Here is a 17,298-nt window from a genome sequence, read left to right as displayed (position 1 = left end):
CCACGCGCACATCTGGTACAAAGTCACCGCTCTGAGCGGGTGTCGTATAATGGCATTACTCCAGCTTCCCAAGCTGATAACGAGGGTTCTTATTGGACTGCCCGCTTTGGTGAGTAAAGAAGTATCGAAATGCGGGTATAGTTTAGTGGCAAAACGAAAGCTTCCCAAGCTTTAGTTGAGGGTTCGATTCCCTCTACCCGCTCCACCTCCTCCAGCCTCAACCCCTTGTATTCCGTGCCCTGCAGGGCAATTCCAACAATTATATCCCCTCCGACTTCGCCTTCTACGCCCCAGCCCTCTTCAAACCATGACAGCTGAACATCTCCATCCAGCCACCGACCACCATGGTGAGTAAAGGAGCGAGGACGGCAGCGTGAAGCAGCCCCCCATACAAACACCATGCTCCCCTCCTCGACAATCCAGTAAAGCCGCCCCAGCGAATAACCTGCATAAATTGCCCGCGACCAACGACCGTCATGGTTCGAGTCCTACCGTAAGACTTCCGCAGCACTTACCTTGCTCTGCCGACATGATCGCTAAACGATTCGGTACCGGGGCCATCGTCAGATTCCGGATCAGCTGACGCCCAGTAAGACTCCATCCAAGGTCTTCTTATTTAGTCATGGTGTTGCATCGAGCCCGCAATTTTCTGACTCTGGCTAAGTACTGCTCCTGCAGCGTATTCGGAGGCATTGAGATACATACGCCATCTGGGCCACACAACAACCTCATCCGTGTCCTTCGACTGATGGTGTTATGCGCTGCCCCGTTGGGCTATTGGCCGGTACGGAAGACTCCGGCAAAGAATAGTGCTGAAGAATCTCAACGCCGACATCGCGCAAATACTTCTCCACCTCATGATCACGAATGGTGACCAGAACGCCGCGACTCAAACCGATCTTGGCCGCCTGCGCGACGTCGATCGCATAAGCCGCTGATGTCCTGCAGTTGCGGACAAAGTCGTTGGTGAACTGCATAACCACTCCTTTGGCGCTCACCATCAAACCTTTGTCAGTCGTTGAAATAATGACTCCGATGAACGAGTCAAAACCTCGTGGGCCGGCAGGTTCGAAAAGAACTGGTTGATGTTTGTGGTAGGTACCATCCGGAGTGACCAGCTTTGGCGGGCCGGAAGCTTTTTGGCTTGAATTGATCTGCTCGATGATATCGAAATCGTCCGAGATGATCGTATGCCCTTGCCCGACCGCCTCCTGGATCTGAGCTCGGCTGGCCGCAGAGGGCATCTTAAAAGCTTCTCTCTCATGATTAAGGGCGACTGTGGGGAAGTAGTTTTGGAGCTGCCTCGTGTGGAATAGCCGACTATGAGCGTATGACGCCATTCCGTAGTGGTTCACGAGAATCAGTTGATCATCGGAAATAAGTCGCTCAAACAGGACGACTAGGTCGCTGGGGGTGAACAGTTCGAAGTCGACGACTATGAAGCAGCGTCCTGTTTTACCTTGGAGTGAAGACGCCCTGTAGAATGCAGTGATCTGTTCGTAGGGGAGCCTCTGGGTCAGAGCCGGGATCACGTGCTCTGAATAGGTAATGATCTCCGGAGGACTCCAGTGAAGAGTTTGAATCAAGCCGGAATACTGCTCCAGGAGCTCTGTCAGCTCCGACGTGGCGCTGTAGCTCACCATCACCACTCGCTGGTTTAGCAGTTGCCATAGCGAGTGGGAAAGGTCAGTCACGGCTCCGCTTGATTGGAGCCCGGCAAGACGTGAGTACGCGTACTCAACCTCCAATTCGCTGTAGGTCGGAAAGAAGTTTGCGGTGAGAGCTTCAAATGCTTCCCGAAGGTTGGTCTGTAGCAGTGCATGTGAAACAAGCTGAATTTTTTGCCCGTCAGACTTTATCCACTGGTTCTCCAGGCATGTGTTTAACGCCAGTTGAAACTCTGATGGGACATCGGTGCGATCACAGATGGTGCGACCTCGATCTGCTTGCTCTTGTAACCAAAGCAGCATCTCAAGCGGGCTGACGGGGGCCTCGGGGACGATGCTAACTGGATACTTCAATACTGGCGCCGATCGGCTTACGAAGGGCAGCGCTGACAGAGGGGTGGATTTCAGTTTCGTTGGAGCCTCGACACCGTAGCATTGGAGGTATTGCTCGGCCTGATGCTGATTTAAACCACCCTTTATGAGCTCGGTCAGAACTTGCTGGTCTTGTCGACGGCTGGCGGCCTCATGCCATAGCAGCGACGCGTAAGGCTCATTGATCGGAGCGGATTTGTCGGTGGCATTTGGGAGGTTGATCCAATCGGAGATGGTGCCCGCATGCTGATGGATCAGCTTTTTGATCGCAGCAGGTAGGTGTTGGCCTGACCCAATTAGGCCCCGATCAACCGCGAGTCGAATTGTCTGAGCATCGTAACCGACGGGATGCGAGCAAACGAGACGGGGGCGCCCCGTGCGGTAACTGATCCTCATCTCGTAGACACCGCCCGGCAGGACACAAGAGGTTATCTCATCTGTGTCGATGATGAGGCGCACTGTCCGGCCGCGAATAATCTCCACTGCAGAAAGGATAGTTCGTCGATCCAGGCGATGAAGGACGCAAAGAACCAGGTACAGTTTCATCAAAGTACCAAAGGCTTGCCGGAATGGATCAGATCATGCACGAGCTTTAATCGAGACACCTCGGCCCTGAGCTCATGCACTTTTTTATGTTGAACCGCCAAAGCAGTACGAAGCCCTGTTACATCGTTATTGACCTTTCTATTGGTGGTGGTCGATGAATGAACGATAGATTTGGCGTACTTCGAAAGTATTGGAATCAAGTCTTGAAGGTCGCCCGGGCCTCGGCCAGGATATAACTTCTGGCGGTCAATACCGATCTCACTCGCAACGCACGACAGCTGCAAGCTACCAGCTCGCATTACCATAAATCGACCTTCGGCGATCGCGGACAGCGCCCAGGTTTTCAGCCTGATTGCTTCGTCACTAAAAGCCGTCATTTTTGAGAAGTTTTCGAGAAAAACTTCCTTTGCCTGATTCCCAGTCGAGGAAAGGTTTACAGGGTGTTGATTCGCAGATAAGCACGTCTTTCCCAACAATTGGCGCTGTGTCATAGAGTTTCCCCTCAATGATTTCAAACCCGGTAAGTGGGTGATTTAAAATTTTTTGCAGTACTAGACAAGTTTGCTCGAACTCGTAAAAAAAGTTATGTTCCTGCGTGATTGGCTTGTCAGCCGAAAGCAGGGAAGGCTTTGCTTTCAAGCCTGCCCTATAGGCATCCTCAATCATTGCCAAGTTAGATTTTGCCTCCTGAAGCTGCCTTTCTAGGACTTCATATGGCACTTTGTTGGATCCGACACCTAGTTGAGTGGCAAACTTTTCAAGAATTTCTCGATGTTTTCCCTGGTTTCCAGATTTTCCGGGCTTGGGTTTCACCAGAAATAGAGACCTATCGTATCCCAGTGCTTCACCCAGTTTCGTGGCTAGCATGGAGATGTTTTTGAAAGTCTTCCGATCCTCTACCCACGACACCAGGGTGAGTTCCATACGCTGGAGGGTCATCTCAAGCTGCAATTCCTGCGAAGTGGTTAGGTTTGTCTTTGCTCCACTCATGCTGCGAGCCCGATGCCTTTGACTCCAGCTTCCTGCACTCGAGCTGAAAGCTCCTGGAAGGTAATGCCAGTATTAGTCAGCATGAAAATTATTTGGTTAGCTATGATGTCCCGCTCTTCAGGACTCGCTAGGGCAATAGACATTAAGTGCGGGGAAGATGCGAATTTTTTTAGGCGAATTAAATAGTTGTCGGCGCTAAAAGCGGGATACTCTCGGCCATCGATAATATTAGCGAGGAAGCGCTGAACCGGATGGTTGTTATCAAATTCGTGGCTACAATTACGAAAATCTCCAAAGCGGGAAATATACTTAGTCTTGTACTCCTCGCTCTCCATGTGTTGATTAAGAATTTGTCGAGCCTGCTCATAGCCAGCCAACTCCAGCTTTCGAATTGTCAATAGATGATGCAGGTCTTGTAAGTCTGGTGAGCCAGGTTGCGAAGTAGCCACCAGAGGAATTCTCTCTCGCAATGCTTCACATTCATCGATAAGCGAGCGCATCTTTGCGTTAATGGCTGGGAGGTGACTCACGCCATATACCGCATGCGGACAAAGTCCACATGTTTTTGGGGATTTAGTGAACGCCAACAAATTGTTCGAACATTTTCCGTTGAGCATGCATGCGCAGGTTTGGTACCAGCCAATCTCTGTCACATTCTTGACCTTGATGAGGTCGAGCCCCATTTGATCTGTTTCTACCACTGCAGAGGCTAGGCTAATTAACCCTTGGGCTTTTGCAGTTTCAGTGATATTAGACTGCCAAGAGGCTTGCAGGTCGCCCTGAGCCTTTATCGAAGGCTGCACGCCCCAAAGTACATCCCAACTTGCTTGTTGAGTTTTGGCTTCGGCTGCTCTTATATGCTCTTCAGTTTGCTGGAGAGTAGGGGCCGTATAATGAACGGTAGTCTTGGGATTGGCATGCCCCACCTGTTGCCCAGTGAGTGCGAAAGGTAGATGACCATAAATTGTCATGTACGTAATCCATGTTGCGCGTAGCGCATGTGGAGTGTGTACTGCCAATAACTTTCCCTGCGAGTTAGGCACTGTGAACTCATGCGCTCTTTCGCTTGGGACGATTGCATTGTAAATGGATTGTATGCCAATGAGTATTTCCACCCATTTATCGGCGTAAAATGTATCAGAAAATGGAAGTCCTGACTTGTTAAAAGGACTCCTGAACAAAGGATATATTTCTCCATAATGTTTATCTTTCTTGTTATTTTCGTAATAGACGGGGCCGACTGGCTTGTGTGACCAAGAGTTTTGAAAGCGACGTTCGTCGAGCAAGCAATTGAAGACTTCTGATGAAAGAGTGACAGGCCTAGAATTGCCATTTTTGTCTGTATTTACATATAAGACGTTATATCCAAGGACGCAACTTGATGCGTCGTAAAATTTGTCAAAGCTTCGTATATCCAACCATTGGCAATTCTGAAGCCGCAATCCTCCATACATCGCGACAGTCAACATCCGAATACTGGAGAGCCAAGGCACCCATAAAATATTACCGTTACTCGAATATTTACCTTGGTGCCAAGCATACGCATTTACAATTCGATCAAGCTTTATTTCTTTCGCAATATCTCCCGTATTGGGATTTATTAGCTTGATGGTATACACAATATCGACATCTTGGAGTTCGATCCAATCCAAGCTTTTGATTTTCTCTTGAACTATTCTTGGGATTTTTCCGCACAAGATTTTGTCTCGGATCTCTCGTCCGATCAGGTCAATAGCTAACATGTATTCTTTTGCGATGGGTACCGAAGCTAGCGGAAGCACAACTTTATCTGTTTTTGTTCTGGCTCCACTTCCAGGCGAGTCGAGCCTAGGGGAAACTGGGTTGACGAGCATGTCATCGATGAGGGGTTCGCCATCGATATAAATATCTCGCCCCGAAAACATTGCAACGTCGAAAAATAGGTGGATGCTGGATATAAATGCTGCGATCGTTTTTTGGCTGTAGCACGTAAGATAAAAATCCAGGGCCGTCAGGGGCATGTTTTTTATCTTGCTCAACTCATTCTGGGGCGTGTTGCTTTCGGAACTCGACAGGTCTACAACGAATTTATTGTTCCAATATATTGTTCGGTAAAAATCCGTCAGGAATCGAGGAATGTCAATCAGTGAGTTTTCATTAGCCTCTCGCCAAAGGGGGAGATAACAAAAAAGATAATCCATAAGGAGCGCCACATGGACGCCGTATTGCGCTCTTGTTCGCCCCCCAACTTCCTTTTTGTCGAGATAATTATCAAAAAGCAGGATGGCTGCTCGCCAGTGGCCCGAAAGGGTTTCGATGTCAATATGCTCTAGCCCTATGTACGCTCCGTTAGCTAACCAAGAGAAGTTTTTTGCGACCCGCACCACGGATTTCCGGGTAAGTATCGCTAGTGCTTCTGGGCTCAAATCATCTGCTTCGGCATGAAGAACTTTTCGGGCCTCTATCGCTTCCTCCTTTCGCAGTAGAGTTTGCCGAGCATGGTTTTCGTGGGTTCGCTTTTGAGCCCTGAGGCGCTCGCGCTCCTTGGGCGTCATTTCTAGCCAAGCCTCAGAGTTGGCGCCCCACATTTCCCTGAAAAATTCGAAATCTTGACGATTTTCAAGTGCTGTAAAGCTCCGAGACTTTTGCTGCAAGTGTTGATGGTACTTTTCAAGATGAAAGTATTGATCGGCTGATACAACTTGCGGGCAAGTTTCAGAAATGAGCTTTACGAAACTTAAATAGCTGAACTCTAGATTTCCTCCCGCCCCTGACTTTTTGATATCTGTTTGCGCGTCAATTACCTTTGGCGCTACCTCCCAGAGCTCTTGGAATAAAATATCTTTTAGGTCATGCCAGTTGGTTCGATACTGGAAAGAGCGAGCATATTTAGATAAAGATGGTACGTCCTTCGTGAGGCTGTACACAAATCCTTGGGTTTTTTCTTTGAGCTCAGGATATTTTTGCCAAGCTCCGTCAGTCCTAAAAGAGAATGGCAGTGTTAGAGCGCCTTCAGACCAAAGAATCGCAAACATCGCCCGAAGAGGCGCTTTAAGGCCTTCGATATCCGCGATGTAGTTCGGAGTGAGTCCAGTGACTTTCTTATATAGACCCTTCAGGTAATAAATAGACGTGCTGGGTGTGGTCGTGATGGTGTAAAGGACATCTAAGGTGTCAAAATTGAAGAGTTCAATGTTCGTTTTCTGTGTCAGAATGCAAAGGGCAATCCGCGAACGAAATTGGTTACTATGAATTTCGTCTACGGGCCCGCCGTTATATTGCGCGTTGATTGCCGTGGTAGATTCAAGCTTTCTTAATATATCAATCGCTCTGCTTACATTTCCCGTGTCTGTCCAGATGATTTTCTCTGAAGTATTGATCATCAAGCAGCCCTCGCCATGAGTTCGTCAGCGAGTCTAGCGTACGTTTGCCCTCTGACCAGATCTGCGCTATAGCTGGAACTCCAACAATGAACGAGTTGGTTGGCTGCGGCAATTTCAGCAGCTATATTCATTGCATCAAGACGCGCATAGCGCTCGGTCGACTTAATGTCCTTATGACCCATTAAAAGTTGAATCTCGGAGAGCTCAAGCCCAATACGGCTACGCCCAGGAATATGGACGCAGTTGCGGGCCCAGTTTCCATAGAAATGACGAAGACTATGAGAAGTAAAGAGCTTGATACCGTCCATCGTCATGCCAAACGATCTTTGGATGTTTTTAAGCGTCTCGTTGTAGGCCTTGGTCACGCTGTTAAACTTTTCCGAGAGTATGATTGGTTCTCCATAACTCCCAGGCTTTTCTGACACGAATAAAAAGTCGGATGAAGATGTTGGACGTTCCGCTCGATATTGGTCTAGGGCCTCAAAAAAAATGCTCTTGTAAGGCTCGAACATGATGACGGAGGTGGTCTGACGCCCCTTGAACGGAAGCGCTGATCCATCTCTCTTCTTGGATGGGTCACGCTGGTTATCCGGATCTTCAATTTGAATAGTCCTGTTCTTGCGGTGAATGTCGGTTAACTTGATGAGAAATGCTTCAGAAATCCTTAAGCCGCCGCCTGCCTGCAGTGCCCACAGGCAGCGGTATAGCGCACTTGGTGCATTGCGAAGTAGGCTCAGGATATGACGTGTAGGGAAGTCTCGTGTTGAGTCATCTCGTTCTAACTTAGGGCTTGGGATCCCCCCAGGAGCGAATGCAAAATCAGATCTGCGCGCGCCGTACTGAAGAGTGTTTTCGAGGATTTTGCCCCGTTCTGACTGGCTCCGTCTTCTTGGTTTTACAGCGGGGAGAGTGTGTAGCGGAACTGGTGCTCCTCCGAAAAGGATGCTCGTAAACGACGCCGTGTCATGGATCAGCGTGGTGCTGGCATGCAAAAAATGATTGACCGCTGCTATGTATCGGGCGGCGGCGACCTTGCTTACTGGTTTGCGATTGAGTGCTTTTGCAGCGCGTCTGACGATGAAGTCTTTGCTGCTTTCGGCCTCGGTCAGATAATTCTGATACTGACAGATGGTTGTGTTTGCTGCCTCAGGGGTTAGGCACCGATCCCCCAATACGCCGGTTTCGTAGCAGTAGTCTAGGAAATTGGCCACATCGGGACAGTACAGGTGGGGAGTACTGGCTCCGCTTGATTGGTACAGGCTGTTGAACAACAGATCCGAATAGGTGTTGAACACGTCTACAGGTCGACCCGTTTCAGCTTCATACAAGCGGGGGATGCCTCGGTCGATCAGGCGCACGTTTTTCACCGGCTAACCCCCCGCTTGACCTGGTGAGCAGTTGCTTCTTTAGACGTACCCGGCCTATCGCTAGACTTTCGTGGGAGACGATCCTCAGGGGCCAGCAGGGAGATCGGGCTGCCGAGGCATGAGGGAAGGTGAGGCGCATGCTGGGAGTGGCGAACAAACGAAACATTAAACATATATTGACAACCTATCGTGCATGGAGTACCATTGGAGTGTATTGATTGTACATCTATGCTGGGCTATGTTGAAGGCCTGATTTCCAGTTCCTGTCGATTGACTTTGTAGGCTTGCGTCGAGAGGTTTGCGCTCTCGGTGAAGCTGTTTGTGGAAGCGAACGGTATGCTCTGGAGAAAGTTGTGATCGACCACTCTGCTAACAATGTGACCGCTTTTCCTGTTCCAAAAAAGCCGGCCACGCCTTAGCGAAATACTCTCCACACTGTTGTGCATGACCTGACGCGCCACCACCCCAGCCCCATTTCGGGGAGTAAAAGGATGGCGGCGGAGCGAATAGCCATGCGTAATATCAACGAATGTCTGCGCCTCAAGTTCGAGGCCAACCCGTCCCACGAAGATCGCCCCACGCCCTGCAACTGTCCAAGGGCATCGTCAGCAAGAACATCAATGCGCCCCCCCGGTATCGAGTGGGTCATGCAGGCTCTACGGGATTAGGTGGCACTCGGGGCCGCGCTTGTGCCTGCGGGCAAGAGCATCCAGACACGCTGCGACCGAGTGTTGCCCGACGTGATCACCTTGCACCGCGAACCGCGTCGCAAAGGCGTAACGCTACAACTGCTGTGGGAGGCGGGCCCATTGGCCCGAACGAGCGACCTCTCCTTTGACTTAACTTCACGCCCCACTTAGCTATGGGCAGGCAATGACTCGAGCGCAGAATGCTTTGAACATAACCTCTCCTCTTACCGCCCACGAGGTCTGCCAGGTGTTGACGGACGTCGCGCTAGGAAAACGCATCATGATTCGGAGCTCGATCCAGTCATGGGGGGGAGATCTATCACGGGCTCATGAGCGTGGAGATTGATGGATGGCTACTCACACTCTTCAATGACTGTGACACCCTGGATTACTGCGAGTACTGCAGGTCGCGTGATGGCCGAGTCGGGACACTTGAGCTCTGGCAGCGCGATGGTGCGGATCCGGTCGAAATGTTAGAAGCCTCGGAGCGTGAACAGCTCGAACGACTGCTCGCTGCGCTCTGAGCCTGTACGCAAAAGCACGTTACCATTTGCCAGTGGCCATGGCCGCGATGAGGCGGTAGTAATCATCAGCAGGCATCTCCCCTGGTTTGCTGTTACCAAAATGGATCCGGGCTCCAAGCCTCGTCCAGCTCTGGCTCTCTTCGAAATTTTCAACCGTGTGTATCCCGAAATCTCGCAGATGCTTGTAAGCCACCGGATCCCGTCCCAGGCGTCTGGAAGCCACACTTCCCGTACTCAGAGATTTTGATGATTGCTGAATCTGCGCTGCCCTTGTCCTTCAAGGATGTCATATGGCTATCAGGCAGCCATCTTTTCTTATACCCTCTGCGTCAGTCTAATTTGAGCAGGCGTATGACCGCGTCAGCATCCAACACCAACAGCGTGTCTTAAAAATCAGCAGGAGCTGTGACTGAGTACCGGAAGGTTGCCAAGGAGACAAAACCCGCTCAGGCATCCTTGACCGAGGTCACAGGTCAGCAGTAGGGAAGCCAAAATGAAAGTCATCGTTCGGGGCAATGCGTTGCACAAGAGTGAGACCAACGCTCTTGATCAAATCCAAAAACAGCTTCGTGACAGCTGGTTTGGTTATGCTTCTGTACTGATCGCCGACAGACAAGGGTCAATGGAATTTGACCTGATCATGGTGACCCATGATCGCGTGCTGGTGGTTGAGCTCAAGGAATGGAACGGGACGCTCACCAATTACGACGGCAACTGGATCATTACCCACGCCAACGGCCATGAAGAGAACCGTGGCAAGAGTCCCTATCACACCAAGCGCGATCAGGCCCTGAGACTCGGCAAGATCCTTAGACTGGAGCTGGAGCGAAAACTCGGCTATTACCCATTCGTAGAAGCGCACGTTGTGCTGTGTGGCAGTGCCACACCCGAACACCTGCCTGCGAGCGAGCGCCAGTTCGTTCATACCCTCGAAGACTTCCTCAAGATCGGTGGTAACGACTACCTGAACTTTGTTCAGAGCGTTCCAATGATCAGGTATAACGACCAAAGCCGCCCGCGCCCGAATCAATGCCAGGCCATTTTCGACGGCTTTTTCAGAGGAAATCGAGTTCAGCTTGCTGAGTTCAAGTACCTGGAATACACCGCTGCTGTGGCCCCCGATCGCGTCCACGATCAGCACCTGTTCAGTGAATACCCTGCAACCAACCCTGGCCCACCTCAAAGCAACGCTATGATGCGCCGCTGGGATCTGGGAGCCCTGGGTCTGGCGTACCGTGATGACATCACTTGGCGCCTCGTGGTGACACGCGAGAGTTTCGTCTTTCGAACTGCCAATGCTACTAACAGCCCATTGGAAGACTTCCTGCTCAGACCGATTTCTCCGATGGTCAACGAAAACGTTACGGCTGACTGCGTCGAGCTGTTTGAGATTCGCAAAAACACGCTGAGATTGGAACAGCACCTCAACTTGCACGGCCATAAGTGGACGCCAGACGAGCGCCTGGATTTGGCTAAGGCGCTGTTTGCGCCTTTTGCAGAATTACACAACCTGGGCTTCGCCCACCGTGACATCAGTGCTCAGAACCTGTGGTATTCGCAAGACTCCAGGATCATTCTGATCTCCAGTTTCCAAGCCGCATTCCTGCCCGATAAAGGTACTGTCAAAGACCTTTTCGAAAAGCTGCGCAGCAACAACACCATGCTGCCGGAGGATGTGTATGCGTGTGAAGGCGATCCACTGAGTCCGTTCGCCAAAGACGTCTACTTGCTCGCGCTTGTCGCCCACAAGATTTGCTTTCATGGCGCAAAGTTTACGCTGGAGGACGGCGTTCCAGTATGGCGCTCGGTGGCCAACGATCCTTTCAATGGCAAGCTGGATACGTTCTTTGCCAAAGCAATGGATATTGAGCAGCAGAATCGCTTTACCAACGCCGCCGAGATGCTGGGTGAATTCAACACCCTGGTGATCGGTAAGCCGCTTCAGTACGACGATACCCAAGAGGTCATGCAGGAGATCGCCAAAGGCGACTTCGTCAGGACTGATTGGAACCCCTACATGCTGATGAGTTACTTCCCGCCAGCGCCAGGCGCGGTTCCTTCGCCCGTGGGCGACAAAATGGTATACCGCTGCACAGTCGATGGCGAAGAAGCGCTGCTGAAGTTCTTTCCCAAGGCTGTGATTGATGTCAAAAACCCAGGCACCAACCGACGCATTCTGCGCATGCGAAAGCGCATTGAGAAAAGTATCAAAGACGAGCTTCCACTTCCGGCTCTGCTTGCCCATGGCATGTTTGGCGGTGGCAACGGTCTCTTCATCGTCACCCGGTTCGAAGAGGGTATCGTGTGGCCTGAGTATGTGGCAGGTCTGACTTCGCTGCAGCAAAAGCTTGAAGCAGCTTCCGCGCTGTGCAATCTCCTTGAGGGCCTGCACGGGCGGGATTTTGCCCATGGGGATCTGCATCCAGGCAACATCCTCGTGCGTCCGAGCGAAGAAAGTGAGCCTTTGAACCTGATTCTGATCGACGCCCTGGACTATGGCGACACCAGCGATCCATACAACATTGATTACGGCCCGACCGACCCTTCCACGACCGATAGCTTTGGTCGAGACGGCTACGCGCTCTACAAAATCGTTCAGGAGCTTTTCGACGACGAAGCGCCTAAGGCGCTGTCCATCGAGTTTGCGTTGCGTACAGAGCAACCCAATGGCGTCCCTGTGTCGATCGAGCCATTGGGGGAAACCATCAGCGCAGAGCTTGAAGCGTGCAGAAAGCCGGCAACCGTGCAAGCGCCTGCATTCAGGTTCATTGCCGACTCGTTCAAGTTTCCGATTGAAGAAACGCTGCTCAAGTCCAGCGGAACAATGTACTACCTGAACGTTGAGGCCGCTGACCGCCATCCAAAGCACATGCACGTGCGGATCACAGGAGAGGATAAGCGCCTTTCCTTCACTTTCGATCCCGAATCGAACGCCATCCTTGCTCCATTTTTGACGGATGTTTCTTTCAGCGACTGCATTTCTGCGGGGCAGCGCGCCCAATCTACCTTCGACCAGCCCATCGTGGTGGGAAGAGGTGTGTCCACCAAACTGAACGAAGAGCAATTTGTAGCGTTTCTGATGGATCAGGAGCCCGTCCAGACATTCCTAGGCAAAGCCGATGTCGATCTGGATGACCTTGAGCTCGAGGACGAGCCCGAGGGGATTAACCAGACAATCAGGCCTTCGTCGATCTGGAAAACCATGGTGGAAACCGAAGGCGACCAGCTCATGCGAGTGGAGATTGCCAACACCTCTTTTGAAGAAAGTCCAAGCGGTGCTCTGCTGATCCCCTACGTATCTAGCAATGGGCAAGACGTCGATTTCAGCGACGATAGCGCAGAGTTGCGAATTTACTTTGAAGAGGGCGGCAAGCCTTTCGGGGAGGTTGTCGCAGAAGAATGTAGTGGTGTGCGCCTGGCGGTACGTATGTTCTCTGCTGGCATCCGAAGCGTTAAGCAAAAGCTCACTGCTGGTACAGAGCTGATCTTTGAATCCAAACTCAACGGCGCATCGCGTGCGCGTCGCAAACGAGCTATGGAGCGCGTGCTTAATGGGGTGGCGAGAATCTCGCATCTACCGACCTACTTTGACAAAGACAGCAACGTCAAGTCGAAGGTAATCGGCAAAATCCCCGATGAGGCCGCGATTCGTGCGCGATATGATTCAGAAGAACAGAAACTGAACCCAAGACAGATCATTGCCTTTCAGAGAGCCGTCTCCGAAGGCCCTATTGGAATCCTTCAGGGCCCACCCGGCACGGGGAAAACCGACTTTGTAACAAAGCTGATCCACTATCTCTTCGAGCACGAAATAGCCGGCAATATCTTGTTGGTAGGCCAGTCACATGCGTCGGTGGACACTGTGGCTATCAAAGCGCGCGAGCTTTTCTCGGAAATCGGCAGTGACATCAGTGTGGTTCGCTTGGGCCATGAATCGGCAATCGATGATCAGATGCTTCAATGTCACTCCAGCTCAATCCAGCGCCAGATTCGCTACAAATTTCAACGCGAATATGAGAAGCGTATCAATGCACTCTCTTCGCGCTTGATGCTTAATCAGGAGCTCGTCGAAGAGCTTGCCAAACTGCATCGCAGCGTAAGCCCCATTCTTGAGCGGATCTCGACCTACACCACTCAAAAGGATGAGGTTGCCAGGAAGCGCCACCTCGCCGAAGAAGTGCGGATCGAGCACATGGAGGGGCATCAAGCAAAAATCGACAGCTGTATCGAGTCCCTTGAAAGCAACCTCAGTACTCGCGGGTATGAGTTCACGCTGCCACCCCCTGAAGAGCCAGGTTACTGGTTTGACCTTTCGAGACAGGTTGCTCGGCAGCACGGTGTAACCGATCAGCTGGCCCTTCAGCGCCTTAACAACCTGATTGGGATCAGCAAGGACTGGATTGATGTCCTGGGATCGGGTGCCGCCAACTATGACAAATTCCTGGTCAAGACATCACAATTGGTATGCGGAACGCTCGTAGGCATTGGCGCTGAGAGCATCAACATCGAAGAAATCGAGTTCGACTGGGTGATTGTGGACGAAGCAGGTCGGGCACAAGCCTCCGAACTCATGATTGCCATGCAGTGTGGCCGACGGGTATTGCTGGTAGGGGATCATAAACAGCTACCACCAATGTACGACAAAAAGCACATCCGCGAAGTGACTCGAAAGCTCAAGATCGACGACCGTGAAGCTCGTAAAACGGACTTCGAACGGGCCTTTGAGGTCAACAATGGCATCGCTTTCGACACTCAGTACCGAATGATCGAACCCATCGGGAAGATCGTCAGCAACTGCTTCTACGACAATGACCTTCACAGCTTCCGCAAAACCGCAGGTGCCTGGTGCGACGATCTTCCTTACCCGTTGAATAAACCGGTCAGCTGGATTGATAGTGGCTCTGGTGATCGAGCTGTCAATGAAGATGAACCTGAGAAACACAAGTTTGTGAACAAGCATGAGCTCGCCGTTTGCTTGCACGTTCTTCGCCAGTTGGCGAAACCTGAGCAAATGGAAAAGCTCAATGCCAAGCGCACTGCGATGAGTCCGCAGCCCATTGGCATCATCACCATGTATCGAGGGCAGAAGCAGTTAATCGAGGAGGAGTTGAGTCGGGCTGAGTGGGCTGCGCCCCTTCGCGATGCGGTAAGGATAGACACGGTTGATAGTTTCCAAGGCCAACAAGCAAGGGTTCTGATTCTGAGTCTGGTTCGAAACAATGATAAAGGGCTACAGGGATTCCTTGTGGATCAGTCCCGAATCAACGTTGCGCTGTCCCGCGCTCAAGATCGGCTGATCATCATCGGCTCTCTTCGTATGTGGAATGGGGCAAATGCACCGTCCGCGCTAGGCAGCGTCGTCAAATACGTCACCGAGCAACAAAAACTCTTTCCGAACGATTATGAAATCGTAGATGGCACCACTGTTATTGAGGGCCCAAGCCATGACTGAAGAATATCAAGCTACCGATGCCTCTGGATTTCGCATCTGCAACACGATTTCTCTTCTGGTGCCGGCCTATCAGTACCAAATCAAGTGCGCCTGGACAAAGGAGGTTTCCCTTCCTGCGGTAGAGGAGTTCACCTGCCGCCTTCTGCTGGCGTTAGGCGAGGTGTTGCCGGGAGAGATACGACAGTACTTCGGGCTGTCCGCACGCGAGTGCGATGTATTGATCGAAACGCTCGTTCGTAACAAGCTTGCCATGCACACCAGCGACGGCCACCTGACACCCTCGTCGATGCTGATGGATCGTACCAGAGGCAGTTCGGTCGCAAGCCCAAGCCTTACCAAATATGAAGAGCGCATTGAGCAGCCAATCTTTGAGTTATTGACCAAGACGGTCATGCCGCCGAGTCAGTACAACCGTAGCCGCTGGGGCCTGCCTGAAATTCCCGTTCCACCACAGAATAAAGGCTGGTCTACACAGGAGGTGGCTGACGCTTTCGGCTCTCAATACCGTGCTTTTTTGGATTTCTCAAAGATCCCCGAAACCGAGAGCCGCCGGACGCGCCTGTATAAAGTTGGCACCTGTGATCAAGCATCTCCCCTCAACATTCCAGTGGATATCGAAATCGGCCTGCTGCCAACATCGGCTGGCAGTGTAGAGATTATCAAGAGGGCTGCAGAGAAAGTCGGTAATGCTCGGCAAAGGCCTCTAACCATGGAGCTTGAGGCGAGGATTTCGGATTATCTGAATAGTCTCAAAATGCCAATTGGCGGCATGAGTCTTCAAGATTACTGTGAAACGTTCAAAGATGATGTGCTGGTTCGTTATCTCGACGATCGCGGCCTGGACATCAACACCTGGATGCTGGATCACAAGAATCGTCGCACGGGTTATGGCAGTCAGGAAACCAGGGCCATAATCGGCCCAGTCTATGACAGTAATAACCGAATCACTATTGGTAGAATGCTAGAAGATCTCGCGAGAGACTGGCCCGAAGGAACGACCCATTCAGCGCTCTGGCTATCCAGCTCCGTACCTCTGTGGGCGGCAAACGGAACGCTCCTTAGCGACTTCTGTCGTAAGACGTCAGAAAAACTCAGCGAGGCCCCACACACCAAAGGTCGAATCACAGCCGTCCTGCCATTTCATACCCCTAAAGAATTGGGGCAGCTGCGCAGGACATATCACACCCGTATACCAAACGGAGTGGCGTTGGGTGGACGAGACCTTCAGGATCGTTTCGAGATTTTCCTTGTGCCAGGTCAATTAGCGGTCGTTCAGTATCATTTTCAGCCGAGTGATGAAAGCGCTGCAACTGTACCCATCGGTTATATCACTTGCGATCCTGACCGTATCGCCCATATCGACAGCTTCCTCAACACACGCTTGGCAGGGCGTGGTGAGATTAAAGTGGCCTGGAGTGAAGACACTGACATTGATGTTAATCAGTTGATCGATAAGGAGCGACTGGAGATCATCCAAGCGAGCGCCTTGGAGCTTCCGATGACACGCCAGATAAACCTCACTGTCAAGAAAACACCTCGCAGGTAAACTTTAAAACCCCTGATTTACAGGGGCTACCCGTCGTATGTTGGGTTGAATGGGATGAGGATTATGGATCAGTGCATAGGACGACTACCGCGCCGGCACGTACCATCACCGAGGCATTGACGATGCTCGAAATGTCGCGACCATCGTTATTGAGATGCTCGCCTGACTTTAAGCCGGGCGCTGTCCGAAGGAGCGCCATTAACAATCAGCCGAGGTGCTGCTTACGACATAGCTGACGTGCCCCGCATCGTAACTACCTAAGCGGTTGAGAAGGTCTGACTCCCGAGCGAATGCACGACTCCGATCGTGTGAATGGTGCCCTGGCTCATGCGCGGGCTGTTCCACCATCTCACGGATACGATGTTCAACGAGTGTATCGATCACAGAACCACGAAGGGCTGAATTGGTTCGGCCTAATCCGGTTTAAATACGCAAAAATATCGGAATTTTTTCGACGTTACCTTCCGTACATCCCAGGCACGACGGGGGATACAGGCCTCCATCAAATCCGCAAAACCAGTCGGTGAGCCGGGCCCATTGGCCCGAAGGAGCGACCTCTCCACTTACGTCGCACCACAGCTTAGCTATGAGCATGCGATGACTCAAAACCACGCTTCCGGAGCCGGACACGTCAGCCCGCTGTGAAGCTATATGTTGATTGCCTACGTGGTTGCTGAGCAGAAAAAACAAAGCCCCGGAGGTTCGCGGCTCCAGGGCTTCTATTTTAAAAGTAAGGCTGAATAGGTACAGCGGCAGCATCTGCTAACCCAAGACACAGTCCTG

The 17,298-nt window shown here is 51.5% G+C and carries 8 protein-coding genes, 1 tRNA gene and 1 pseudogene; 5 read left to right on the top strand and 5 right to left on the bottom strand.

The features are described from left to right. Positions 1–131: 131 nt before the first annotated feature. Positions 132–205, top strand: a tRNA-Gly gene (locus OH720_RS06900). A gap of 523 nt (positions 206–728) precedes the next feature. Here the strand turns inward: OH720_RS06900 and OH720_RS06895 are convergent. Genes OH720_RS06895 through OH720_RS06875 form a run of 5 tightly spaced genes read right to left on the bottom strand, consistent with a single transcriptional unit; the run spans position 729 to position 8,295 of the window. After that, positions 729–2,585 (bottom strand): hypothetical protein, encoded by a 1,857-nt coding sequence (locus OH720_RS06895; RefSeq protein ID WP_272605018.1) that lies wholly within the window; start codon positions 2,583–2,585, stop codon positions 729–731. After that, positions 2,585–2,962 carry a hypothetical protein gene (locus OH720_RS06890; protein ID WP_272605017.1) on the bottom strand — a complete coding sequence of 126 codons (378 nt, stop codon included), beginning with the start codon at positions 2,960–2,962 and terminating at the stop codon, positions 2,585–2,587. The genes OH720_RS06895 and OH720_RS06890 overlap by 1 nt, the downstream gene beginning before the upstream one ends. Further along, positions 2,949–3,575 (bottom strand): hypothetical protein, encoded by a 627-nt coding sequence (locus tag OH720_RS06885; RefSeq protein WP_272605016.1) that lies wholly within the window; start codon positions 3,573–3,575, stop codon positions 2,949–2,951. Before OH720_RS06885 ends, OH720_RS06890 begins: the two co-directional genes overlap by 14 nt. After that, positions 3,572–6,937 carry a hypothetical protein gene (locus tag OH720_RS06880; protein WP_272605015.1) on the bottom strand — a complete coding sequence of 1,122 codons (3,366 nt, stop codon included), beginning with the start codon at positions 6,935–6,937 and terminating at the stop codon, positions 3,572–3,574. Before OH720_RS06880 ends, OH720_RS06885 begins: the two co-directional genes overlap by 4 nt. Continuing rightward, entirely contained in the window at positions 6,937–8,295 is a 1,359-nt protein-coding gene (locus OH720_RS06875) for a tyrosine-type recombinase/integrase (RefSeq protein ID WP_272605014.1), read from the bottom strand. Before OH720_RS06875 ends, OH720_RS06880 begins: the two co-directional genes overlap by 1 nt. Before the next feature lie 500 nt (positions 8,296–8,795). On the opposite strand from OH720_RS06875, the pseudogene OH720_RS06870 reads away from it, so the two are divergent. From OH720_RS06870 to OH720_RS06860, 4 genes and pseudogenes are all read left to right on the top strand, one after another. Continuing rightward, a pseudogene (locus OH720_RS06870) lies at positions 8,796–9,104 on the top strand (IS21 family transposase); the annotation flags it as partial. A gap of 218 nt (positions 9,105–9,322) precedes the next feature. Beyond that, positions 9,323–9,517, top strand: a complete 195-nt coding sequence (locus tag OH720_RS31800) for a DUF7693 family protein (protein ID WP_442967265.1) — start codon at positions 9,323–9,325, stop codon at positions 9,515–9,517. 493 nt (positions 9,518–10,010) lie between these two features. Next, positions 10,011–14,969 (top strand): AAA domain-containing protein, encoded by a 4,959-nt coding sequence (locus tag OH720_RS06865; RefSeq protein WP_272605013.1) that lies wholly within the window; start codon positions 10,011–10,013, stop codon positions 14,967–14,969. Beyond that, positions 14,962–16,515: a hypothetical protein gene (locus OH720_RS06860; RefSeq protein WP_272605012.1), complete on the top strand. Its 1,554-nt coding sequence runs from the start codon at positions 14,962–14,964 to the stop codon at positions 16,513–16,515. Before OH720_RS06865 ends, OH720_RS06860 begins: the two co-directional genes overlap by 8 nt. Positions 16,516–17,298: the final 783 nt, after the last annotated feature.

It is taken from the genome of Pseudomonas sp. WJP1, assembly GCF_028471945.1.
Lineage (GTDB): Bacteria > Pseudomonadota > Gammaproteobacteria > Pseudomonadales > Pseudomonadaceae > Aquipseudomonas.
This window is presented reverse-complemented; position numbering and strand designations above follow the sequence as displayed.